16 protein-coding genes and 1 pseudogene are annotated in these 25,053 nt (G+C 55.1%); 13 read left to right on the top strand and 4 right to left on the bottom strand.

What is annotated here, in order from left to right:
* Positions 1 to 806: 806 nt before the first annotated feature.
* From HH216_RS03160 to HH216_RS03135, 6 genes and pseudogenes are all read left to right on the top strand, one after another.
* On the top strand, positions 807 to 5,114 hold the full coding sequence (locus HH216_RS03160; protein WP_169549467.1) for a beta strand repeat-containing protein: 4,308 nt from the start codon (positions 807 to 809) through the stop codon (positions 5,112 to 5,114).
* Between the two features lie 197 nt (positions 5,115 to 5,311).
* Positions 5,312 to 6,340, top strand: a pseudogene (locus HH216_RS03155) (ABC transporter substrate-binding protein); the annotation flags it as partial.
* A 353-nt stretch (positions 6,341 to 6,693) separates the two neighbouring features.
* Positions 6,694 to 7,542, top strand: a complete 849-nt coding sequence (locus tag HH216_RS03150) for a carbohydrate ABC transporter permease (protein ID WP_169549466.1) — start codon at positions 6,694 to 6,696, stop codon at positions 7,540 to 7,542.
* A gap of 167 nt (positions 7,543 to 7,709) precedes the next feature.
* Positions 7,710 to 8,507 carry a carbohydrate ABC transporter permease gene (locus HH216_RS03145; protein ID WP_169549465.1) on the top strand — a complete coding sequence of 266 codons (798 nt, stop codon included), beginning with the start codon at positions 7,710 to 7,712 and terminating at the stop codon, positions 8,505 to 8,507.
* A gap of 11 nt (positions 8,508 to 8,518) precedes the next feature.
* Entirely contained in the window at positions 8,519 to 9,796 is a 1,278-nt protein-coding gene (locus HH216_RS03140) for a hypothetical protein (RefSeq protein ID WP_169549464.1), read from the top strand.
* 80 nt (positions 9,797 to 9,876) lie between these two features.
* Entirely contained in the window at positions 9,877 to 11,001 is a 1,125-nt protein-coding gene (locus HH216_RS03135; protein ID WP_169549463.1) for an ABC transporter ATP-binding protein, read from the top strand.
* 208 nt (positions 11,002 to 11,209) lie between these two features.
* Here the strand turns inward: HH216_RS03135 and HH216_RS03130 are convergent, their stop codons facing one another.
* Positions 11,210 to 12,553: an MFS transporter gene (locus HH216_RS03130; protein ID WP_169549462.1), complete on the bottom strand. Its 1,344-nt coding sequence runs from the start codon at positions 12,551 to 12,553 to the stop codon at positions 11,210 to 11,212.
* A 400-nt stretch (positions 12,554 to 12,953) separates the two neighbouring features.
* Between HH216_RS03130 and HH216_RS03125 the strand changes: the two genes are divergently transcribed.
* From HH216_RS03125 to HH216_RS03110, 4 genes are all read left to right on the top strand, one after another.
* Positions 12,954 to 13,664, top strand: a complete 711-nt coding sequence (locus HH216_RS03125; RefSeq protein ID WP_169549461.1) for a GNAT family N-acetyltransferase — start codon at positions 12,954 to 12,956, stop codon at positions 13,662 to 13,664.
* A gap of 140 nt (positions 13,665 to 13,804) precedes the next feature.
* A complete protein-coding gene (locus HH216_RS03120) occupies positions 13,805 to 15,187 on the top strand; it encodes a Gfo/Idh/MocA family protein (protein WP_169549460.1) in 1,383 nt (460 codons plus the stop codon).
* 75 nt (positions 15,188 to 15,262) lie between these two features.
* Positions 15,263 to 15,697: a nucleotidyltransferase substrate binding protein gene (locus tag HH216_RS03115; protein ID WP_169549459.1), complete on the top strand. Its 435-nt coding sequence runs from the start codon at positions 15,263 to 15,265 to the stop codon at positions 15,695 to 15,697.
* Complete coding sequence (locus HH216_RS03110) at positions 15,694 to 16,002, top strand: nucleotidyltransferase domain-containing protein (RefSeq protein ID WP_169549458.1); 309 nt, start codon at positions 15,694 to 15,696, stop codon at positions 16,000 to 16,002. Before HH216_RS03115 ends, HH216_RS03110 begins: the two co-directional genes overlap by 4 nt.
* Before the next feature lie 116 nt (positions 16,003 to 16,118).
* Here HH216_RS03110 and HH216_RS03105 read toward each other — a convergent pair whose 3' ends face one another.
* Positions 16,119 to 17,351: a hypothetical protein gene (locus HH216_RS03105; RefSeq protein WP_169549457.1), complete on the bottom strand. Its 1,233-nt coding sequence runs from the start codon at positions 17,349 to 17,351 to the stop codon at positions 16,119 to 16,121.
* A 325-nt stretch (positions 17,352 to 17,676) separates the two neighbouring features.
* On the opposite strand from HH216_RS03105, the gene HH216_RS03100 reads away from it, so the two are divergent.
* Positions 17,677 to 18,705 carry an SDR family NAD(P)-dependent oxidoreductase gene (locus HH216_RS03100; protein WP_169549456.1) on the top strand — a complete coding sequence of 343 codons (1,029 nt, stop codon included), beginning with the start codon at positions 17,677 to 17,679 and terminating at the stop codon, positions 18,703 to 18,705.
* A gap of 244 nt (positions 18,706 to 18,949) precedes the next feature.
* Positions 18,950 to 19,429, top strand: a complete 480-nt coding sequence (locus HH216_RS03095; protein ID WP_174842696.1) for a DUF5990 family protein — start codon at positions 18,950 to 18,952, stop codon at positions 19,427 to 19,429.
* Here HH216_RS03095 and HH216_RS03090 read toward each other — a convergent pair.
* Together HH216_RS03090 and HH216_RS03085 are read right to left on the bottom strand one after the other, a co-directional pair.
* Positions 19,413 to 21,413: a beta-L-arabinofuranosidase domain-containing protein gene (locus HH216_RS03090; protein ID WP_169549455.1), complete on the bottom strand. Its 2,001-nt coding sequence runs from the start codon at positions 21,411 to 21,413 to the stop codon at positions 19,413 to 19,415. The two genes, HH216_RS03095 and HH216_RS03090, sit on opposite strands and share 17 nt — an antisense overlap.
* A gap of 70 nt (positions 21,414 to 21,483) precedes the next feature.
* Positions 21,484 to 23,985: a glutaminase family protein gene (locus HH216_RS03085; RefSeq protein ID WP_169549454.1), complete on the bottom strand. Its 2,502-nt coding sequence runs from the start codon at positions 23,983 to 23,985 to the stop codon at positions 21,484 to 21,486.
* Positions 23,986 to 24,110: 125 nt separating this feature from the next.
* On the opposite strand from HH216_RS03085, the gene HH216_RS03080 reads away from it, so the two are divergent.
* Entirely contained in the window at positions 24,111 to 24,935 is an 825-nt protein-coding gene (locus tag HH216_RS03080; protein WP_169549453.1) for an RpnC/YadD family protein, read from the top strand.
* Positions 24,936 to 25,053 lie beyond the last annotated feature (118 nt).

Here is a 25,053-nt window from a genome sequence, read left to right as displayed (position 1 = left end):
CCCGTCAGGGTGCGCATTCTCACTGCGGGCCGTATTTTAAAGTAGGGAGATCAACTAAGGTTAGGCAAATAAGCTAGTCGAAAAAATGCTTATCAAGTAGCTCATTATGAGTAGGTTAGGTAAGTTTTTTGAAAGGTATTGGGGTCAAATATACAAACGGCAGTAAAAAAACCAAGTGCCTTTAGGTATGATGGTTAAAAAGTACCGACATGTGGTAATTACTTAAGTATCAAGTTGAGCAAGCGGTATAAATAGTCAAAGGTAGGCCGCGTTTCTGACGGATGTATTACATACAGATGTTAGTGAAAAAGTGTGATTGGCATAATCTTAGTGTGGAGAACGCGCTATTTGTCAAAAAAGATAGGCTTCAGAAAATTGGCACACTCTGTAACTATGTTATACGTATATCCCGATTGGGTCAATTAAGTATATTATTATCCAAAAAGAACAAATTATTTAGTGTATAATGAGATTTCTTGCAAACAGAATCTATAAGTAACCTAAATAGCTAAAAATATATACTATACGCTTTATTAAATATCTGTATATCAAGATTTTATGCTTACATAAAGGTGGATTTTTCTGATAAATATGCCTTGAACAGACGGCTGGACCAGAAAATATGACGCTGTGTCCCGGAAGGGGATGTCTATCAGCCGGAAGGGAACCCGTAGTCTGGCATTTTGTTTGCCGACCCCCTACGCGGATAAACGTATGGACGTACATACGTAAGATCCGTAAAGCTATACTGTTTTGATAACTATGAAGAACACCTACAAATCGGGGCGTTCTGCGTTCATTGCAGCATGGACAATCAGCCTTGCCTGGCTGATGTCCATGACTGTATGGGCGGGGAGCCCGTCCGACAGGCCCCCGGACGAGTGGGCGCGCCAACAGCGCTGGCAATTGGCACCCGAATCTTTCAGGATTATAACCGGAATGGTATTCAGGATGCTATCGATCCGGGCGTGGCAAACGTCCCGGTTTATCTTTATGAAAACGGGGTACTACGCGGGTCAACGACGTCGGATGCTAATGGAACCTATGCCTTCGACAACACAAACGTTACAAATGGGCTGAAGCCTAACACGGTTTACGAAGTGCGTATCCGGCGGGCCGACTTTCCGACGGGTTTTACGCTGACCAAACAGGATGTCAACAGCAACGGAAACGATGCGGCTGACAGCGACGCCCAACTGGTCGGTAATCTGGCGGTAATCAACGTAACTACCACATCGAACAACACAGCGAGTAATGCCAATGATTTTGGGTTCTCGTCGGGCGATCCCGATTTGAGTATTACCAAAACCACTAATGCCTCATCCGTAACATTGGGCAGCAACGTGACCTTCACCATTCAGGTGACCAACGTAGCCGCCAACGCAACCGACGTAGCCACCGGCGTCACGGTACGGGATACCCTCGACCTCGGCCTGACTTACGTATCTTCTTCGCCCGCAGCCGCGACCAGTACCGTCGGCAGCGGCACAGCAGTCCAGACCGTATTAACCTGGTCGCTGGGCACTATCTCGGGTGCTAATTCATCGAGTACAGTAACCGTAACGACACGGACAGCTTCTGAAGGGGTGCTGTTCAATACGGCTTATGTAACGGCCGACGCTTCGAGCGGACAGCCCGAATACAACCTGAGCAATAACGTCAGCCGGACCTGTGTAACAGTGCCGGTTAAACTATGTGCGGGCCAGTCGTATCTGGCATCGGTACCGGCTAGTTTCAGCAATGTAACCTGGTACCGGGGTAGCACACAGGTAGCCACCGGTAACAGCTACACCATTACGCAGGCGGGCAGCTATAGCTACACGGCCTCAGGAACGGGTGGTTGCGGAACTGGCAGCTGCTGTCCGATCATCGTAGAAGACGGCATCATTCCGACCCTGGCGATTACACCGAGCAACCCGGCCATCTGCGCAGGCAGCTCGGTTAGCCTGACGGCCACGGCTACTGGTAACGGTAGTTCGGCTGGTACGATGACATGGAGCGACGGAACAACTGTATCGGCCAATACCAGCACAATTCTGGTAGCACCGACCAGTACGACGGCGTACTCAGTAACGTTCACATCATCGGCTTACGGGACCTGTCCGGCATCAGCAAGCACAACGGTAACGGTGAATCCGAACCCAGTGGTGACCTTGACCAGCGCAACCATCTGCGCCGGTACGACAGCAACGCTATCGGCTAGCGTAGCAGCGGCAGGCACCTACACCTACGCCTTCTCGACGGGCCTGACGCCAACCTCGGCTGGCAGCAGCAGTGCGACCACGGGTATACTGGCAGCAGGTTCCTACCCCTACAGCGTGACGGCCACGTCAGCACAGGGTTGTTCCTCGACGGCCACGGGCACGGTAACGGTGAACCCGAACCCAGTGGTGACGCTGACCAGCGCAACCATCTGCGCCGGTACGACGGCTACCCTGTCGGCTAGCGTCGCAGCGGCAGGCACCTACACCTACGCTTTCTCGACGGGTCTGACGCCAACCTCGGCTGGCAGTAGCAGTGCGACCACGGGTGTACTGGCAGCAGGTTCCTACCCCTACAGCGTGACGGCCACGTCAGCACAGGGTTGTTCGAGCACCGCGACGGGCACGGTAACAGTCAACCCGAACCCAGTGGTAACGCTGACCAGCGCAACCATCTGCGCCGGTACGACGGCCACCCTGTCAGCTAGCGTCGCAGCCGCGGGCACCTACACCTACGCCTTCTCGACGGGTCTGACGCCAACGGCACCGGGCAGCGCATCGGCAACGACGGCTTCGCTGGCAGCAGGCACGTACCCTTACAGCGTGACGGCCACGTCAGCACAGGGTTGTTCCTCGACGGCCACGGGCACGGTAACGGTGAACCCGAACCCAGTAGTAACGCTGACCAGCGCGACGATCTGCGCCGGTACGACAGCAACGCTATCGGCTAGCGTCGCAGCCGCGGGCACCTACACCTACGCCTTCTCGACGGGCCTGACCCCAACCTCGGCTGGCAGCAGCAGCGCTACTACGGGTGCACTGGCAGCAGGCACGTACCCTTACAGCGTGACGGCCACGTCAGCACAGGGTTGTTCCTCGACGGCCACGGGCACGGTAACGGTGAACCCGAACCCAGTAGTAACGCTGACCAGCGCAACCATCTGCGCCGGTACGACGGCCACCCTGTCAGCTAGCGTCGCAGCCGCGGGCACCTACACCTACGCCTTCTCGACAGGTCTGACCCCAACGTCAGCCGGTAGCTCGAGTGCGACCACGGGTACACTTAACACAGCCGGTAGCTTCCCCTACAGCGTGACGGCGACTTCGGCAGAAGGCTGCTCGAGTACTGCAACGGGCACGGTAACGGTGAACCCGAACCCAGTGGTGACCTTGACCAGCGCGACGATCTGCGCCGGTACGACAGCCACGCTATCGGCTAGTGTAGCAGCCGCAGGTACGTATACCTACGCCTTCTCGACGGGTCTGACCCCAACCTCAGCTGGCAGCAGCAGTGCTACCACGGGTGTACTGGCAGCAGGTACTTACCCTTACAGCGTGACGGCCACGTCAGCACAGGGTTGTTCCTCGACGGCCACGGGCACGGTAACGGTGAACCCGAACCCAGTGGTGACCTTGACCAGCGCAACCATCTGCGCCGGCACGACGGCAACGCTATCAGCTAGTGTAGCAGCCGCTGGTACCTACACCTACGCCTTCTCGACGGGCCTGACCCCAACGTCAGCCGGTAGTTCAAGCGCGACCACGGGTGTACTGGCAGCAGGTTCCTACCCCTACAGCGTGACGGCGACGTCGGCAGCAGGTTGTTCAAGCACCGCGACGGGTACGGTAACGGTGAACCCGAACCCAGTAGTGACGCTGACCAGCGCGACGATTTGTGCCGGTACGACGGCTACCCTGTCGGCTAGCGTAGCAGCCGCTGGCACCTACACCTACGCCTTCTCGACGGGCCTGACGCCAACGGCACCGGGCAGCGCATCGGCAACGACGGCTTCGCTGGCAGCAGGTTCCTACCCTTACAGCGTGACGGCCACGTCAGCACAGGGTTGTTCCTCGACGGCCACGGGCACGGTAACGGTGAATCCGAACCCAGTGGTGACGCTGACCAGCGCAACCATCTGCGCCGGCACGACGGCAACGCTATCAGCTAGTGTAGCCGCAGCGGGCACGTATACCTACGCCTTCTCGACGGGTCTGACGCCGACCTCGGCCGGTAGCTCGAGTGCGACCACGGGTGTACTGAGCGCGACGGGTACAACGACCTATAGCGTGACGGCAACGAGCACCGAAGGCTGTTCGAGCACCGCGACGGGTACGGTAACGGTCAACCCGAACCCAGTAGCCACGATCACGGCCAGCAGCGCAACAGCCTGCCAGGGCACGAGCATCCTGCTCACAGCTAATGGCGGCTCGGTATTCCGGTGGTCAGACGGCGAAACGACGCAAAGCATCAGCGTAACCGTAAGCGGTACTTACTCGGTAACGGTAGGCAACGCAGCCACCGGTTGTACGAGTGTAGCGAGCACCTCGGTAACGGTATACCCAACGCCAGTACTGACCGTGACGAGCTCGGCTCCATCGGCAATCCTGTGCGCTGGTCAGTCGACCACGCTGACGGTGAATGGTTGCAGCGGTACGGTAGTCTGGAACACGGGTGACACGAATGCTTCGCTGCTGGTTGAGCCAACCATGACGACGAGCTACACGGCAACCTGTACGCTCTCGACTGGCTGCTCGGCTACGACGGCGGTAACGGTAACGGTTAATCCGGCACCCGCTTACGATGATCCGGCGACGGTAACGATGGCGACCTGTAACGGAACTACCGCGAACAGCGATGCTAAAATTACCCTCACCACGCTGCGCAACACGGCGAAAGCAGGCTACTCAATGGGTGCTACCTACAGCGGTCCTGACTTCAACGGTGCAACGGCGGTCAGCGGTACGAGCATCACGTTCAGCGGTCTGACTAATCCGAACACACGGCAGGCCTACACTGTCCGTCTGTATAGCGCGGGTGGTACCTGCTTCACCGACGTGGTTGTGTACCTCAACCCTGCGGAGTGTGTCTGTGCACCTAAGTGCGTACCGGTTGTAATTCGGAAAACGCGCTAACGAAACTGCCCGCTTCGGTGGGTACGTAGAGTGACATAGAGAGAGACTATGCCAAGCAAAAACCCCGGCGACACTGTTGCCGGGGTTTTTTGTTTCTACGAAAAACGCCAGGCGATTCGCCTATTCAACAGACCGCCCGGGGGTAAGTCAATCCGTAACCGATCTTTTGTAGTTTCTGCTGGTATAAACTATACACCGTGGCTATATCCCGACTGCTCATTTTACTGGCCCTGTTCACGATCGGCTGTCAGTCGCGGGAGGAAGGAAAGACGCGGAAGCTTGTGTTCTGGTGCTCGAACAACGGTGGGGAAATTCAGTTTGCGCGGGAGTTTGCCGAGCGTTGGCAGCGCACCCGGCCCGACAAGCCCCTCCGCTACCAGCCCATTCCCGAAGGGCAGTCGAGCGAGGAGATTATTCTGGCGTCGGTGGTGGGCAAGACTACGCCCGACATTTACGCCAATATGTGGCAGGGGAGCGTGGAGATGTACGCCAAAGCCGGTGTGCTGGTACCCCTCGACACGATTGCTGATTTTCGATCGTTCATCCGGGCGCGCTGCGACAGTGCCATGATTCGAGAAGTCACGTCGTCTGACGGGCACATTTATCAGGTGCCGTGGAAAGTGAACCCGATCATGACGCTGTGCAATACTGGTATGCTAACGCCTGACACACCCGCCGGGCCACCTTTTGACTACAGCCGTTACCTGCGGGCGGGCGAACTGATGCAGACCAAGGATGCGAACGGCTATGTCAATCACTGGCTGGGGTATACCGAAGTGAAGGCGATCTGGTACCAACGGCTGTTTAATTTTTACCCGCTCTATCTGGCCGCGTCCAACGGTGCTCCCCTGTTGTCGCAGCAGCCGGGGCAACTGGCTAAAGCGGCTTTCAACAACGCAGCAGCGGTGGAGGTGTTTCGCTTTTTGCAGACGCTGTACCGCAATAACTACTTCGCCCGCGAACGACTTTCCGCCACCCGCGACCCCTTCATCGACCAACGTATCGCGACGCAGTTTACGGGGCCGTGGCAACTGAGCTACCTGGATAAATTCGGCGGTGCTGACCTGCGCTATGCGTTCTACCCAATGCCTGTACCCGACGGCCATCAGGGGCCAATTTATACCTATGGCGACCCCAAAAATATTGTCATTTTCAACACCTGCCCTGATCCGAAAGCGGCCTGGGCGTTCGTCAAAACGCTGGTCGACAAACCCGGTGATCTGCGGCTGATGGAACTGACCGGGCAGTTTCCGCGTCGGCAGCAGCTCGACACCGATCCATTTTTTGCACCGTTCTTGGCTAAGAACCCGCGCATGGCACCGCTGGCCCGGCAAACCCGCTACATCCGGGGTGTCGACAACAGCGAGGTAATCGTGGAAGTGTTCGACATTATTTCGCAGGAGTACGAAGCCTGCGTCATCTTCGGTAAGAAAACGCCCGAAGCCGCCATCGCCGATGCCGCGCGGGCGGTGGATGTGTTGTTAATGACTGAATAATAGAGTGTTGAATGGTTGAATGGGAAACACTTCCGGTAACGCATTCAATCATTCTATCACTCTATCATTCAATAACTGTAGCTATGAAAAAACTCACCCCATACCTGCTCGTTTCGCCGTACGTGCTGCACTTTGCGGTGTTTGTGGCGTTTCCCGTTGTGTTCTCGATTGTGCTGACGTTTCACCGGTGGAACATCATTTCGCCAATGGAATACATCGGGCTGAGCAATTACGAGCGGCTGCTGCACGACCGGCTGTTCTGGCAGGCACTCTGGAACACAATCCGGTTTCTGCTGGTACATATTCCATTGCAGATCGTCGTCGCGTTGGGGCTGGCCGAGCTATTGAACCGGACGGTGCGGGGGGCAGCTTTCTTCCGGGCGTCGTTTTTTCTGCCCGTCATCGTGTCGGGCGTTGTCGTCACGATTCTGTGGCAGCAGCTGCTCGGGTTCAACGCCGGACTCATCAATCGACTGCTAACCGACCTGCATCTGCCGCGTGTGGCCTGGCTCGACGACCCGGCTATCGCCATGTATTCCATCGCGATGATGGCAACTTGGAAGAACGTCGGGTTGTATGTAATTCTATTTCTGGTCGGCCTGCAATCGGTGCCGGAACAGTATTACGAAGCGGCTGATCTGGAAGGAGCAACGACCTGGCAGAAATTCCGGTACATCACGCTGCCCATCATCAACCCCACACTGTTTACGGTCGTCGTCCTGTCGACCATCAGTGGATTTTCGCTGTTTATCGAACCGTATATCATGACCGAGGGTGGGCCGTTGAACAGTACGTTGTCGGCGGTGATGTACATTTACAAACAGGCGTTTCAGTACTATCACATGGGTTATTCGGCCACGCTGGGTTTCTGCTTCGCCCTGATCATCCTGTTCGTCGTCATCATCCAACGCAAGTATGTTGAGCAAGTGTAAGGTTTGTGGTTTAGCGTTCAAGGTTGCTCCGCGAATAGTAAATACATTGAACATTGCCCCGGTCTGCGTCCTCACAGACAGGTCATCCGGCAGGTGAATTTCGCTGACGCAGCAGCGGTCTGTGAGGACACAGACTAAACCTTAAACGTCAAACCCTAAACCCACCCATGAAATACGTCCTCCTTGCCCTGGCTGCGCTGACGTTCGTGTACCCGTTTGTCTGGATGCTCAGTGCGTCGCTGTCGGCGGAGAGCGGGCTGGGTGACCTGACGCTGCTGCCGGAGCAGTTTACGTGGGATAACTACATCACTGTCTTCACCAAAATACCGCTGGGCCGGGCCTTCCTTAACAGTGCATTCGTGGCGATCGTGACAACGGGGCTGGTGCTGGTGACGGGCGCGATGGTCGGCTACGCATTGGCCCGGCACGAGTTCGTCGGGCGCAACTGGATTTTCTATGCCATTATTTTCACCATGACCCTGCCGTTTCAGATTACGCTGATTCCGAACTACATTACGATGGTGCGGCTGGGCTGGATTGACACGTATCTGGCGCTGATTATACCGTTTTCGCTGAGTTCGCTGGCCGTGCTGCTGTTCCGGCAGGCGTTCCAGAGTCTGCCGCAGGCCCTGATCGACGCGGCCCGTATCGACGGGGCGGGGGAGTTGCGCATCATCTTCCAGATACTCGTCCCCAACGTCCTGCCGACCGTGCTGACCATTACCATCCTGACGTTTATGGGCCTGTGGAACGAAGCGCTGTGGCCGCTGATCGTTATTCGCGATGAATCGACCATGACCATGCCACAACTCGTGACGCTGTTTTCGGTGGGTGGCCGGGCTGAGGGGCAATTGGGCGTAAAAATCGCGGCTGCGGTGTTGCTGGCGGTGCCGGTGGTTATTCTCTACCTGTTTTTCCAGAAACACTTTATCCGCAGTATGGCTTCGTCGGGGCTGAAAGACTGAGGTTTCAGACTATGAATCACGCTTATCTGTACCGCCTTGTAGGAATCGTTTTACTGATTGTCAGTAGCGGACGTCTTACCGCGCAATCAACTCCAGCCGGGCGATATGTCAATCTGGCCCATCTCAACCATCTGTACCAGACCGTGACACTACCCAACAGTGCAACGGTTGGGACGGTCGCGATTTACAGCAATGCGCCCGACTATCGACTTGTCGGTGATGACGATGAGGGCTTCACCTGCATCGATGATGTAGCCAGGGCGGCCCTTTTTCTGCTCAACGAACCCGACCTTACTACCAGCCCCAGCAAGCAGACCCGGTTACGCGCCATGACGGAGTTTGTGCTGCAACTACAAGCCCCCGAGGGCGCGGCCGGGGCGGGTTATTTTTACAACTTCCTGTGGCCCGATCGTACAATCAATAAAACATTCCGCACCAGCGTGGCCGAAGCCAACTTCTGGTCGTGGCGGGCGTTTTGGTGCCTCTCAGAAGCCAATTCGTATTACCGGCAGCGCGACGTAAAACTGGCCGGTCGTATTGCGGTTGCAACGCAGAAAATTACGGCCAACGTGCTGCGTGATTTTGGTGGAAAGCCTGCTGAATATGACACAATCCAGAGTGTTGCCGTGCCGAAATGGCTACCGTTCGGATCAGGAACTGATCAGGCGGCTATCCTGCTGATTTGTCTGGCTAATGAGCAGCAACGGCAGGCCAGCGCCGACGTGCTGAAGCTGATCGAGAAGCTGGGTGATGGCATCGTAGCGATGCAACACGGTGGACAAAACCAGTTTCCGTACGGGGCTATCCTGAGTTTTGAAAATACTTGGCATGCTTACGCCAGCGATCAGGCTTATGCCTTATTGCGGGTGGGTAGACAGCTAAACAAGCCCGACTGGCAGGCGGCCGCCCGGCGCGAAATCGACAACTTCTACCCCTGGCTTATTCGGCAGAACTATCTTGAATCGTTCGACGTGCAGCAGACCGGCGATGCAATTACCTCCATCCGGATGAGTCAGTTTTCGCAGATTGCCTATGGTATCCGGCCCATGATCTGGGCCACGCTCGAAGCCTACGACCAGACCAACGACCAGAAATATACCGCCCTTGCCCGTCGGTTAGCGAGTTGGTTTCTGGGTAAAAATATCGCCAGTACGCCCATGTACGACAAAACGACCGGGCGAGGCTACGACGGTATCGGTGCCAACGGCGTCAACCGAAACGCCGGTGCCGAATCAACCATCGAAAGCCTCTGGGCCTTCCAGCGGCTGGAGAAATACAAGATTTTATAAAGAGCGAAAGAACGAAAGAGTGAAAGAGCGAATGACACGCCAGCCACTCTTTCATTCTTTCGCTCTTTCACTCTTTAACTATGGCTAACGTAACTTTAACGCACATTGTCAAAGCCTACGGCGACGGGCCGACCGTGATTCGGGATGTCAGTATCGACGTGCGCGATCAGGAGTTTGTCGTGCTCGTGGGGCCGAGCGGCTGCGGAAAATCGACGCTGTTGCGGATGATTGCCGGGCTGGAAGATATCACATCCGGTGACATGCTGCTGGACGGCAAACGGATCAACGATCTGCCGCCGAAGGACCGTGACATCGCGATGGTGTTCCAGAATTACGCCCTGTACCCGCACATGACTGTGTTCGAGAACATGGCGTTTGGCCTGAAACTGCGCAACATGCCGAAGGCCGAAATCCGGGAGCGCGTAACGCAGGCGGCCCGCATTCTGGAAATCGAGAACCTGCTCGATCGTAAGCCAAAAGATATGTCGGGCGGGCAGCGGCAGCGCGTCGCAATCGGTCGGGCGATTGTGCGTGAACCTAAAGTATTTCTGTTCGACGAGCCATTGAGTAACCTCGACGCCAAGCTGCGCGGACAAACCCGGATTGAACTCCAGAAACTGCACCGGCAGCTCAAGGCCACGATGATTTACGTTACCCACGATCAGGTCGAGGCCATGACCCTTGGCGACCGGATCGTCGTGTTGCGCGGTGGCGACGTGATGCAGTACGATACGCCCCTTGAACTGTACAACCATCCCGCTAATCGCTTCGTCGCGGGCTTTATCGGCACGCCACCGATGAATTTTCTGGCTGGGCAGATTCGGCAAACTACCGAAGGGGCAAGCTTTGTAACAACTGGCAGCGGGTTACAAATTCCGCTAACGGAAGCAGGACCGCAAACGTCACTTACACCTTACGTCGATAAGCCTGTAACGCTGGGCATCCGGGCCGAACACCTGACCCTGTCGCCGGCCGACACGCAAGCAGTACCGTTGCCGGTGGTAATCGATGCCGTCGAAAACATGGGTAACGAAGCATTGGCATACGTCACAATGAACGGCATTCCGCTGGGCGGCATTCCGCTCGTTGCGCGCGTGTCGCCTGCTGATGCGATGCGCTTGCGGGCGGGGCAATCCGTAACGCTGTACCTGAACGTTGGTCAGGCCCACTTCTTCGACGACGCCACCGAGTTAGTCATCCGATAGATTTTTGTGGAACAACCCCACCCCGTTCTAATCTTGTAGGGGTTTCGAGCATTTAAATCTGAGTACTACGAAAAGGAGATTTTTTACCCCTAAATCCCCTGAAGGGGACTTTACTCATGTGTAGAATAAGTCCCCTTCAGGGGATTTAGGGGTAAAAAGGCCTGTCTATGAAGCCAATTAATATACACCACGTGAAACTCCTGCAAGATTAGAATGGGGAGGGGCCACTCTTCCGGTAGTGCCGGAGCGTTAGGAAAGCGGTGAACATGGCTAGCAATGCCAGGCAACCACCAAACAAACCGATGGTCGGGGCGGTGAAGTGCAGCAGGGCCGTACCGGCGAAATAAGTCCCCGCGACGTCGCTCAGGTTTACGAACGCCATGTACGTCGTAAACTGCGATCCTTCGACACCCTTCCGGCAAATCGCCATCAGTACCGGCATCGCGGCCGCACTCACAGCCGGGTCCATAAAATACAACGCCACCAGCCCCGACTGCGCAATGTCGCGCCTGACCCAGCTGGACGACAATAGGTTGAAGCTAATCAGGTACACCGCCACGACGCCCATGACGATGATAAGCAACCGACGGGCACCCATGCGGTCGGCGAGGTAGCCGCCGGTCAATGCGATGGCCGTTGCCGCCACCATCCCATACGTGCCAGTCAGTACAGACACGTCATCGTCGGCCCAGCCCAGTTCGTCAATCAGGTGGTGATTATAGGCGCGTAGAAACAGGGCATTACTGACGTAGGCTAGCAGAATAGCGCCAAACAGCAGCAGACTTTTTCGGGCGAACAGACTTTTGAACAACTCCGTAAACAGCCACTTAAAATCGTGGGTCGGGTGGCTGGCAGCTTCAGTTTTGCCGGGTCCGGCTGCCATGTTAGACTGATTGGTTTCGTCACTAAATAGCGGCAGTAGCCGGTCACCGGGTTTTTCGCGAACAAAAATCATCAGCAGCACACCCGTCAGCAGACACATGATTTGTACCAGGGCCGCGCTATGAAAACCGTAGTCGTGCAGCAGGTTGGCGAACACGGCCGCGCCAATGCCCGTCCCGACGAGGAACCCTGCCCGCATGAACGCATTCACCCGCCCACGCTCGTCTTCGGGAATCACGGTGATTGCCATCGCGTCGACGCTCGCATCCTGAATGGCGGCAAAGACACTCCGGAGGCAGAATAGCCAGCCCAGTGTACCGATCTGCGCGACAGGATTACCCACGAACAGCAGTACGCACGATGCCAGCACAGTCATCAGTTGAGCGCCAACAACCCACGGTTTGCGCCGACCCATCGGCGATCCCTGAAACCGGTCGATCAAGGGGCCCCAGATAAACTGAAATGCCCATGGCAAACCAATGATGGCGATAAACGACCCAACCACGTCCGGGCTGACGCCTTTCCCCGTAAAATAATTGGCCAGTGCCGTCAGGTAGAAGCCCGATGGAATGCCCTGCATGACGTACAGATAGAAGAATACGCCATACCGTAGTAGTCGGCTCTGGCTAAGCGTCAGCGGGTAGCTGGGCGAGGGAAGGGCAATCTGCATGGGTTGGGAAAGGAGATCGGCACGATTATAGATCGTACAATCGGGGCTAACCTACTCATTCACAGCCTCGACTGTTAGTGTACGGAATGTAGAGTCAATATGTTTAAAAAGTAGGTGAACTATCGATGAAAAAATCCGTTTTTACTATTGCATGACCCGGATAAACTCCCGATGTTTGTCCGCTATTTTTGTCAGTTCACAACCGATGGGTAAGCTCGTTTTCATACCGGCCTTCTTCCATACTACACCCTTCCGGTTTAGGTCCGTATGGACCATATAGCATTATTTACCTACGCGGTAAATCAGTTTCGCCCTCTTTTCCGTTTATTCATTCCAATCCATTCACGACGCGGATAGCAACGTCTCCGCAGCGGCCGTAGGGGTCGCCCAATCAACGACGATGATTAAGCCAGAAGTAGTCAACGACCAATACATTGTTCAGGTAGCCAGCGAAAACCATCTGCGACTGGCAGAAGCCATTTGCCATGAGATGGAAGAAAGTGCGAAAGCACGCGGAACCGGTATTGCCAAACGGTCGCCGATATACGTCATGGAAAAAATGCTCGAAGGGAAGGCGATTATCGCCATGACCCTGTCGGGTGAGTGGGTTGGGTTCTGTTATATCGAAACCTGGGACCACGGCAAATTCGTGGCTAACTCAGGATTGATTGTACACCCCGAGCACCGCAAAAGTGGCATCGCGACGCGCATCAAGGCGAAAGCATTTGAGCTGTCGCGGACGATGTTTCCGACGGCCAAGATCATCGGTATCACGACGAGTCTGGCCGTGATGAAGATCAATTCCGATCTGGGCTATCACCCGGTTACGCTCAGCGAACTGCCGGGCGATGAGTCGTTCTGGAAAGGCTGTCAGACCTGCACTAACTTCGACATTCTGACCCGGACGAATCGCAAGCATTGCCTATGCACGGGTATGCTCTATGACCCCGAAGAGCACCGGAAAGAAGAGAAAAAAGAGAAGTGGAATTTCCTGACCGAGTCGAGCCTGTACGAACGCTGGATGCGGATCAAGAAAGGTATCCTGATGCGTCTGCATATTGATCGGGCCCGCACGAAGTCGCGCGACCGTGAACTGGAACCAGCACATTAAGTCGTTTAACGTTCAATGTTTATCGTTTAAGGTTTATCCTTGAAAGCCCCGCCGATGATCGGCGGGGCTTTTTGTTTGTGGCTAAATGGTTAAGTCAGGCGGGGGCATGTCTTTTTTAGATAAACAACGTCACTCCCGTTATGACCGCCTTTTCCCTCGATCGTCGCCATTTTCTGCTGGGCTCAGCCGCTTCACTGGCCATGAGTACCCTTGATGCAAGCGGCCTGCCACTTACTTCGTTTGCCAAAACCTACCGCGTCGGGTTGATCGGCACGGGCTGGTACGGCAAAAGCGATCTGTTCCGGCTCATTCAGGTATCACCAGTCGAAGTGGTGGCCCTGTGCGATGTCGATCAGCATCAGCTTGATGAAGCGGGTAAGCTGGTGAGTCAGCGGCAAAAATCAGGGAAGGTGCCGAAGCTGTACGGCGATTACCGGAAGATGCTGGCCGAGAATCAACTCGATATCGTACTGATCGGTACACCCGACCACTGGCACGCGCTAACCATGATCGAAGCTGTGAAGTCGGGGGCGCATGTCTACGTACAGAAACCCATCAGTGTCGACGTGCTGGAAGGCGAAGCGATGGTCGCTGCTGCGCGTAAATACGGCAAGGTCGTGCAGGTCGGGACGCAGCGCAAAAGCACCCCCCATCTGATTGACGCCAAGAAGAATATTGTCGATGCTGGACTGCTGGGCAACATCCGGCACGTGGAGATGTGTTGCTATTACCCAATGCGTAACAACGGCACCCCGCCCGTCGAACCCGTTCCTGCCTTTTTCGACTACGAGATGTGGAGCGGCCCTGCGCCGAAGCGCCCCTACGACGGCCTGCCGCACATTCGCTGGTGGCGTACATTTATGGAGTACGGTAACGGGGTTGTGGGCGATATGTGCGTGCACATGTTCGACACTGTCCGCTGGATGCTGAAACTGGGCTGGCCGAAGCGTATCAGTTCGACGGGGGGCATCTACGTGCAGAAGGAAGGCAAGTCGAACATTTCCGACACGCAGTCGGCCCTGTTCGAGTACGACGGGCTGAACTGTATCTGGCAGCACCGCACTTGGGGTACACCCAACAATCCTGATTACCCGTGGTCGTTTACGCTCTACGGCGACAAGGGCACGCTCTGGGGCAGTACGATGAGTTACGACTTCATCCCCGCCGATAAAGACGGCCCGACGAAGGGTGAGAAAATCCACAAAGACGTCGTTTTCGAAAAAGAGAAGTACCCCGAAGACCTGAAAGAAGATCGCATCGAACTAAACGCAGCCCCCGCTACTCGTCTGCACATGCTCGATTTTCTGGCCGCTATCGAAAAGAATGGTCGCCCCGTAGCCGACATCGAAGAGGGCCATATCTCAACGGCAAGCTGTATTCTGGCAAACCTGTCGATGAAAACCGGCCGCCCGCTGGTGTACGACCCGCAAAAGCGCGAAGTCGTCGGCGACCCTGAAGCGACCAAACTGCTGCAACGCCCGTACCGGCAGCCGTGGGTACATCCTAACCGGCAGAAGGTGTAGCGACAGGGTGCTGTTACAGCCGAGTTTTGATCCTGCTCATTTCTGATGAACTTGGTCCAAAAATTACGGTCGTTCATGGAAAAAGACGTGCGATGGAAACAGCGGTTTTCCAACTTTAAGAAAGCATTTGGACAACTACAGGAAGCCGTCAGTCTGCATAGCTATTCGAAGCTGGAACAGCAGGGACTTATCAAGTGCTTCGAGTTTACCTATGAACTGGCCTGGAACACACTGAAAGATTATCTCGTCGATCAGGGTTATACGAACATTACGGGATCGAAAGACACCTTTCGACTAAGCAATCGTGTCGGCCTGATTACCAATGGAGAACGTTGGATGGAGATGGTCAGCAGCCGAAATGCTACTTCGCATACTTACGACGAAGCAACGGCTAACAGGATCGCCGAAACTATCCGGCAGGAATATTTTTACGATTTTGAGCACCTGCTCACGGTATTCAACGAGCTGCTAATAGACGATATGGAGCCGAAGAAAAACGATATCGAATGATGTACGGACTGACGGATAAACAACTGGTTCAGATTCGGCAGGTGTTATCGCGAACACCCCGGCTGGAACGGGCAATCCTGTTTGGGTCGCGGGCTAAAGGAACGAACCACCCCGGTTCCGACGTCGACCTGGCGTTATTCGGTGAGTCGTTTGCCCTGCGCGATCGCTTCCGGCTCGACAACGACCTGGACGATCTGGATCTGCCGTTCACCTTCGACTTATTGCTCTACGATCAGCTAACCAACCCCGCCCTGCGCGACCACATTGACCGGGTTGGCGTAACGCTGTACGAGCAAACTTCGTAGTAAGTCACTCTGACTTGTTAGTTCTCAGATCACACATATTCCTATGTCTGTGTCTTCACAGACATAGGGAAAAGGAAGACATTCGGTCAGTTGCAGGAAGCCGTGAGCCTGCATAGTTACAGCGAGATGTTTATACCTATGGAGTTATTGAGTTGAAAAGTACGGGGCGACAGGGCAGGCTCGTTGTTAGTGATGGTAGGCACTTTATATACTGACAGAAAGGCGGCTGAATAAACCAGGCGCATATCAGCAACAAGTGTTAGGCGATTCGCTACCTGCCATAGTAAGCCGCCCCCTAATGAACCGCCCAGCTCGTCTAATCCTGCCTCTTTATTAACGGTTGCAGTCCAAGGGACTAAGTCATCGTAGGTAGCCGTAAACCGATTACGTGGATAGAGACGATTGATAGTCAGTTGACTATTGAGTAGCTTATTGAAAACCAAACCGGCTACCACATAAGGCACTAACCGTTGATGGCTTTGTTTACGAAACTCATATCGTAGAAAAGGACTGACGTATAAGGATTGGCCGCTCAATGCATCAACGATCCAAACTCGTTTAGCCGTGCTATCGGTGTTCCAGTTTATCGTTTTACTGATAAGTGCTATGTCCAGCCCTGCGGTTAGTCGTCTCTCCCACGAAAAATTTACCGAAATGCCGACACCCGGCTTGACGGAAATGGTCGAAGGAGGAGTGGTAGCCCCGTCGGAATAGTGTAGTTTTCCGTAAATTACCGGTATATACAGACGAGCGCCTATCGCCACTTTCAGGGGTCGATAACTGAGGTTCGCATTTTTACTGGTTGAGCCCGGCTCCACGCAACGGTTATAATCGGTCAGGTAACGGCTCAACCGGGCGGTATTCAGCGATAATGGTGTATCGAACGCTGTTGGTCGAATCGAACCACAATCGGGCAGGGTGGCCAGGGTGGAACTAGGCTGACGTGGTTGGATTATTGTGAATTCGCCTTTTTGTTTGAGTAGATAAACTTTGATCCTGTCGCTACGTCTGTATAGGTAAAGTGATGCAGGACCATCTACCAGTTGTTGTACGAATACGGCAGACGAAGCGGAGTCATTACTGGGTCGCCAGCTAACGAATCGCCCCGATTCAACCTCAAACGAACGTAATTCATCGGGGGAATACGTAATCGGTGATGCCTGATTATCTGGACGAAACAGCAGTTTATCACCCAGTTTACCCGTTGTGTAAGCGATTTCGCCGGTTTGTGTAGAACCATCCACTCGCTGGATCCGACCGGGGGCATACACAAATTGCGCAAAGAGCTGAGTAGAAAAACTGACAAAAAGCGATAGTAGTAACCAAACTCGACCGTAGTGGTGTGCCATAGTATCTTGATTGACTGAACAGTAGGTGCCCGATTCGTTAACAAAGCCTGATAGTAAGTATCAAAAAATACAGAATCAACTATTCTGCATAAAAACTACATATGTCTCGCTTATCCTGAGTACTAAGGTCGCTTACAGCTTGAATAGGCTCACGTACAACTATATGATCGACTCACACTTATAGTGAAGAAATAAGTTGCTTTGTCCAGCAGAGGTCGCCAAGTGTACGTGTGGTAAGCGGTACACATTTCTCATAACCGAAGCGGGGGGCTGCGCGTTAGGCAGAGACGATGGTCGATAAAATGGCGGCTGTCGACTCAACGCTATGAACAGATCGAATAGTCACTCTTTACTCTGGACGCTGTTAGGTGTCGGAGCCGCCGTTGCCGCCCGTGCGTATGTCAAGCATCAGCGGACGATGCGTTTCGCGGGTAAAACCGTTGTCATCACCGGCGGGTCGCGCGGGCTAGGGCTGGTTATGGCCCGGCAGTTTGCCATTGAAGGCGCGAACGTGGCCATCTGTGCCCGCGACGCCGACGAGCTGATCCGGGCCGAAGCCGACCTGCTGCAATACGGCCCCGACATTCTCGCCATCACCTGCGACCTGACCCGCAAGCCCGACATCGACGCTTTTATCACGACTGTCGAGCAGCAGTTCGGACCCATCGACGTGCTGGTTAACAATGCGGGTGTTATCAGTGTGTCGCCCTACGAAAACACCACGGAGGAAGACTTCAAGCTGGCGATGGATAGTAACTTCTGGGCGGCTTACCGGACCATCGAAGCCGCACTGCCTGGAATGCGTGACCGCGCCCGGACGCACCCCTGCCGCATCGTCAACATCGCGTCGATTGGTGGTAAAGTGGCGATCCCGCACATGACGCCTTACTCGGCCAGTAAGTTTGCGCTCGTGGGTTACTCGGAAGGCATCCGGGCTGAACTGCTGAAAGATGGCATTCTCGTTACGACAGTCTGCCCCGGCCTGATCCGCACGGGCAGTCCGCGTCATGCGATTGTCAAAGGGCAGACCGAGAAAGAGTATGCTTGGTTCAAAATCGCCGATGCCTTGCCGCTGCTGACCGTCAGTGCCGAAACCTGCGCTAAACAGGTGATCGACGCGTGCCGGATTGGTCAGGCCGAAATCGTTGTATCGCTACCCGCCAAAACGCTGACCGCCCTGCACAACCTGATGCCCGGCTTGTTCATGGATACAATGTCGGTGGTCAACCGGTTGCTGCCTAGTCCCGGCGGTATCGGCGAAGCAAGTGCAAAAGGGTATGAAAGCGAGTCGGCAGTGTCGCGCTCATTCGTAGCTACCCTCGCCGATCAGGCTGCGGAAGCGAATAACGAGTAGCTGTTGAATTGGCTCAGTAGGCTACGCTGTTCAACCAAGCTCGTAGTTCTGGCAGTTGGAAGACCAGTAGCAACACCGGGTCGATGTTGCTACTGAGGACAGTTTGTGGCCCCATATTCGCCCATGTGTAGAACGAGATCGTATCAGTGTCTATGAGCGGTACACTCGCAATAAGTTAGGAGTCGAACACATTCTTATTGAAGCCAAAGCTGACAGTCACAAAATCAGCAAATAATTAATCCGTATGGAGCGCGATCTATCTCTTCGTATCGTATTGGAACAACCGCCGGTGGGGGTCGATTTCGGTTTGCAGAAAGGTAGCGGAAACCACTTTGAAACCGTTCAGGCACAGTGCTCTAACGGACAGTCCATTACGTTTGATTTTACTGTCCGGGTAAAGGGAGACGATAGCCACTCATCGTTACCAAATTTTTTGGGAGCTTACGTGCAGGGACCACCCAACGGCCGGTTTGTGTATCTAGATATTGGGAAAGCCGCCGGTCAGATGGATTCGGTGTGGAGCCGACGCATGAAAATTTCACTCGCTATTTCCTGGGAATTGATCCATCAGCTCGACGCTAGTCAGGGCGGTTTACTGGATGTTCATGTTGCCGGAACTGGTAAAGATGGCAGCCCGGCCTGTGCCACAGTTAAGCCGTTAATCGACTGGTCAATCAGGCTTTTATACAGCTCTACGAACTCCCCCATTACTGTCCGCCGATAACCGGAAACTGCGCGATACGGAGGTTGGTGCAGCCGTAGGGTATCAGCGTGATTTCCTCGACGTCGTTGTCGGCGTCGAGGCCGTAGATGGCGCTGTAGGGCATTGGGCCGGTCATGTCGTTGTACAATTGCCAGGTTGGGATGCGCCGGGCTTTGGCCTTGATCGTCAACGGGGCACTTTCCGGATTCCACGGGTATGCTGAAACCGGGCTGGTCGTGACGGAGAATGCACTGTCGAGTTTGTCGTCGGCAACGTGGAGCAGGCCGTAATTCCAGGGTGTCGTCGGACGGAGTTCAGTGTAGGTGTCGCCGTATTCGATGGGGTCCTTTTTGTTGGTGACCAGCTTCGCCGTCTCGCCAATTTTTAGTGCGTACACCAGCGGTCCACGCTCCACCGACATCGAGTTTTCGTACCACCGGCTCCGGCTGATGTGCATCGGCAGGTGCAGTTCGACTACATCGCCCGAGTGCCACGCCCTGCTGATCGTCACGATCTGATTGCCGGTCGGTTCCTGCGATGTTTTGCCGTTGATAGTGATTTTTGCCCTTTTGCACCAGGCTGGAATACGCAGTTGAAACGGAAAAGATGCCGTTTTCGCGCTGTTACCGACGTTGACGGTGAATCGGACGGTTTCTTCAAACGGGTAGTTCGTTTCCTCGCTGATCGTTACTGGTACATTCCTGCCAACGGTGGTTTTGACTTCGCTGGGCGAATACAACAAGGCCGCGACGCCGTGATTAGCTTGCCCCGCTGTTCCGGTGCTGTACCACAAATTCTGCGTGAACTTGGGCCAGCCCTGATGCATATTCGACGTGCAGCAGGCATAACCCGTCAGTAGGCCGAAGCAAACGTCGGTACCGCCGTGGTTGTCGCGGAAGTTGCGCATGTGCCGGGTCGCCATCACCTGATTGGCCTGCTGAAAATACTGCCGCCCCAGATAATCGTCAGTCGCCTGAGTCGGAAGCGCGTTAAACGCGATGCGCTCCAGCTGATCGGCGTAGGTGAGATCGCCAGCGATTTCGAGCATACTTTCGAGTGAGAACAGCATCTCCACCGCCGAGCAGAACTCCGACCCCTGCGTCGGGTCGTTGCCGTGCAGGGCTTCGTCACCCCCAAACAGACCGTGCGCCATGCCGTTGTAGGTCCGCAAATCAGCCAGTCCTTTCTTCGACGCATCGACGTATTTTTTGTCGCGGTGATACTGGTAGTACACCAACGGCTCCTTGAACCCCTGTGCCAGATTGACGCAGTGAATGCTGCCTTTCCGGCTTAGCAGGTCGGTGTTCAGAAAAGCATTGGTGTAGTCGAAGGTTTGTTTGTGAATCAGGTCGCCGAGAGAGAGCAGGAATTTGTCGCCGGTGATGCCGTAGAGCCAGTACACGACCTGTAGGTTGTCGCCACCCCGGTAGCGTCCCCAGAACGTCCAGTGGTCGAGCGGCTTTTTGGGTAGTTCGGCCAGTTGGTAGCGAAAGTAGCGGGTCATCAGGTCGATTACGCGCTTGTCGTTGGTAGCGGAATAGTACTGCTTCAACACTTTCAGCATCACCATTTTGGGCCACCAGTCGCGACTGTTATCGCGCTGAATACCAGGTTCGGGGCTGTAGTCCGTCGACGGGCCAAAGTACCCGTCGGGTTGCTGACTCTTGATCGCCCATTCGACCCACGGTTTGGTTTTGGCGATCAATGCTTTATCGTCCAGCATATAGGCCAGCGGCAGTAGCCCGTCGATCCAGTACGGCCCGCGCTCCCATTGGTCGCCGTCGCCACCCAGCCAGCCGTTGCGTTGGTTCATCACCAGCGGGTACAGGCTATCGAGTTTACCGGTAGCCCCGTCGCGCTGCCGTACCAGCATTTCGCGCAGCCAGCCCTTGGGCCGGATAGCACCCAGCGGCAGTTCACGGTAGGGATTCTGAGCGACGGACTGCTGTCCCCAGCCGGTCGACCCGAGTAATAACCCCAGTAAGAGGAGGTAGTATCGATTCATAAATTCGTTGAAAAGAGGGTACAGAATCACAAAGCGCCTTGCTCGTATGGACGGAACAAGGCGCTTTGTGTTACTTCTTTGGATGTTTGTCGAGGTAGTCGGCCAGCATCTTGATGTAGTAGCCGCCGACGACTGAGCGGGCCTGAAACCCGACCTGTTTGGCATCAGTGGTTTCGTGCCAGTCGCTGAGTGGTACGCGCGTCGGGGTTTCGTTGGCGTACTTCCAGACCGGTGCGACGAACGCCCTGAAATCCTTGTCTGAGTCGGCCATCGTCGCCGTCCACATAATCCAGTCCGATTTGGTGTAGGTCTTGCGGCTGTCGAGCGGCAGACCGTAGGGTTGCTGTTTGGTCAGGTAGAAGTCGATTTCCGTCTTTGCTACTTCGGTCGGGAACACGTTCAGATCGAGCAGTTTGTCCCAGACGATGTTGTACTTCTGGCTCCAGCTACCCGGCGTTTTGTCGAACGTCAGCGCATAGTGCGTTCCTTCCGAGTCCATCTGCATCCACTTACGAGCGAGGTCGCGCGCCAGCGTCAGGTGCTCGTCGGCCGTTTTCTGATCGCCCAGTTGTGCGGCCATCTGCCCGTAGCAGGCAATGCCCATGATCGCTTTGGCCGACAGGTTGGCGTTGCGGGCCAGGTGCCCGGCAAAGTCGTCGGTGCAGAGCTGACTACCCGGATCGAAGCCATCGCGTTTGAGGAAGCCGACCCATTTGGTCAGCGTTGGCCAGTGCTGTTTGGCGAAGTCGGGCTTACCATCCATACGTACGGTAGCAGCGGTTATAATCATCATGTTGCCCGCTTCTTCGACCGGCATATCTTCGCCGTAGGTCTGCCCGTTGGCCAGCGGATACGTGCCTACGTCGTGCGCCGGAAAATCTTTTTTCCACCGCCCCGACTCGCTGTAGTCGAAAATGAAGCGCAGCAGCCCTTTCGCCAGTTCGTTGTTGTACAACAAAAACATCGGTGCCGATGGATAGGTGATGTCGACGGTACCGATGGAGCCGTTGGAGAAATTCTCTTTCGAGAAAAACAGCAGATCGCCCGTCGGACCGGCTACGATTTTATGGGCCGCAATGGCCTGCCGGTACGCCAGTACGCAGAGGTCGGCGTATTGCTTACCGCCGGATTTTTCCGCGTCCGAACGCAATTGTTTGTCGAAGTTCGCGCTCTTTTTGCGCAGCCGGGCGTAGTCGTTCTCAGCCGTTTGCAGCAGTTGCGGCATGGTCGTTTTGCCATCGCGACGCCACCACGCCCGCAGGTTTTTACCGAAATACTGCACCGAGTACAGGTCGTCGTAACCCAGCAGCAGGTGCCGCTCGACCACATCGTTACCGACTTTACCCATTGGTAGGCTCATCGCCAGGCCGTAGGTTTGGCCCGTACCCAGCGCAATTTTTCCGGCCGGTACGTGACCCGCCTGAATGAATCGGGCTTTCATGGCGTCGATGGGGCCGGGCGACAATTGAGCACCCTCCGCATTGGGAGCGGCCAGATAGGCGTAGCCCCAGTCGATACGGACGTTGTCGCCTTTCTTCTGCAACACCGGCTGCTGCCGTGTGCCAACGTTTAGCCACTTGAGGCTCGCCGTCGTACCCGCATCGCCGATCACTTCCTGACTGCCGGTGTTGGTCGCCATCGTACCCGCTTCACCGAAATACACCTGCACATCGTGGGTCTTGCCGTCGCGCGATTTTACGTCGAAGGTTACGTACGTAACGGGCCGGGCTACGACTTCGAGTTCATCGAGCAGCAGGGGCGATAGGAAGTTCAGGTGCAGATTGACGGGACCCGCCGTGAAGCCATAGTCCGTCTGCGTCGCCGTCACCGTCACGTCGGTCTGCTGCGCCGTTTCGATGCCTTTCGACACGACTGGACTTACGAGACCGACATCGACAAACGAGCCGCCGATGGGGCTGACGCAATGGATGGCCAGTACGTTGCGGCCTTTCCGCAGGGCTTTCTTCGCTTCCGCTGACAACGGTTCCTGCCGGTATTCGCCCGCGCAGCAGGTTTTGGTTAGAATCAGCGTACCGTTCAGATAGACCGTCAGGTCATCGTCGTAGCTGGTCGACAGCAGCAGTTCGTCGGGGTCGAGCTTACCGTCGTAGGTGAATTCGCGCCGGATATGAATGCCGTTAGGGTCGGTTTTGCTGCTAAGCCAGCGCGTGCGCGATTCCGCATTGTCGCCAAACGGACCGGGGCCGGTTTTCCAGCCTTTCGCGTTGTAGTCGGCTTTTTCCCAGCCCGCGTCGGGTTTGGTCAGCGTGTACTGCGCCGTGTAGGGGGCTGATTCGCCGGTGGGTAGCAAGTTGATGTAGGTCGGCGGTACCGCGCCCAGAAACTGATACGATTTCCCATCGACCCGGATAACGCCCTCCATTGACTGCGGCTTACCGGTCCAATGGCGGGTGGGGGAGTCGGTGAGTTTGTCGGTCATGCTCCAGACGCTGAAATACGGGTCGTGGGTGACGAGCGGGTAGGCAGGCGGGCGAAGTTCCTGCGCCTGGGACGTAAGGGCAGCTAGAGCCGCGAACAGCGTTAGTGCGCGGAGCGGAAAACGGTTTTGCATTGACACGTTGAATAGAATGGCTTACTAATACCATTCTGAAAAGCCAGCGACCCCCGGATTATCCCCATTAGCAGCGGAAATCGGGCGAATTCGCTAGCTTAGCGCGTTGTCCATGCCCCTTCTCAATGAGTAAACAGGTAAATCAGTACGACAAAATTCTACGGGAAAATCTGGAAGCGATAATTCCGGGATTGCTGAAAAATGTACTTGGCATCACGGTTGTAGAATCGGAAGAGTTACCTGACGATGTACAGCATACAAAAGAACGAAAGCCCGATTTGCTGAAGAAAATAACCGATGAACACGGCAGTACTTACGTGCTGCAATTAGAGTTTCAAGTTGCTGATGAGCCGGATATGGTGTACCGGATGGCGGAATACTACATCATGCTGGAACGCAAATACCGGCTACCTATTCGACAGTACGTCATTTTTCTCGGTTCAGCGACCCCGCAGATGACGACCCGGCTCGACCGGCCCAATCTGCACTTCGACTTCCCGCTGATTTCATTCGCTGAACTGGATTACCACCTTTTTCTACAGTCGACGCAACCGGAGGAAGTATTGCTGAGTATTCTGGCGAATCTTGGTGGTGATGATACCGAAAAAACGCTGGTGCAAATCGTTCAGCGCGTGGGTGAAACGAGCGTGGGCGATTTATCGTTTAGAAAGCATATCAATCAGTTGCGTGTGCTGGCCCAGCTGCGTAACTTAGGCATCAAACTCAAAGACGCTATGGACAGCATCGAAAAACTTATCAGCCCGGAGAAGGACGTGTTTTATCTGATGGGTGAGGAGAAGGGCGAGCAACGGGGGCAGACGAAAGCCGAGGAGCGTTTTGTCCGAAATCTGCTGGCCAAAATGAACTTATCCGCTGAACAGGCCGCCGACATAGCCGGTGTATCCGTCGAGTTTGTGGAGCAGGTTCGGCAGAAAATGGCGAAGAAATAATCATCCTGCTTGTAGCCACAGATCTCTGCGGATAATGATAGCTGTCGTTACGCCCAGTCGATGTCTACTACACTAGCCACATAAAAAATCCCCGCTGGCATCAGATTGACGCGCAACG

The sequence above is a fragment of the Spirosoma rhododendri genome (assembly GCF_012849055.1).
Lineage (GTDB): Bacteria > Bacteroidota > Bacteroidia > Cytophagales > Spirosomataceae > Spirosoma > Spirosoma rhododendri.
Note: the sequence above shows the minus strand (reverse complement) of the source record. Positions and strands in the feature narration are given on the sequence as shown.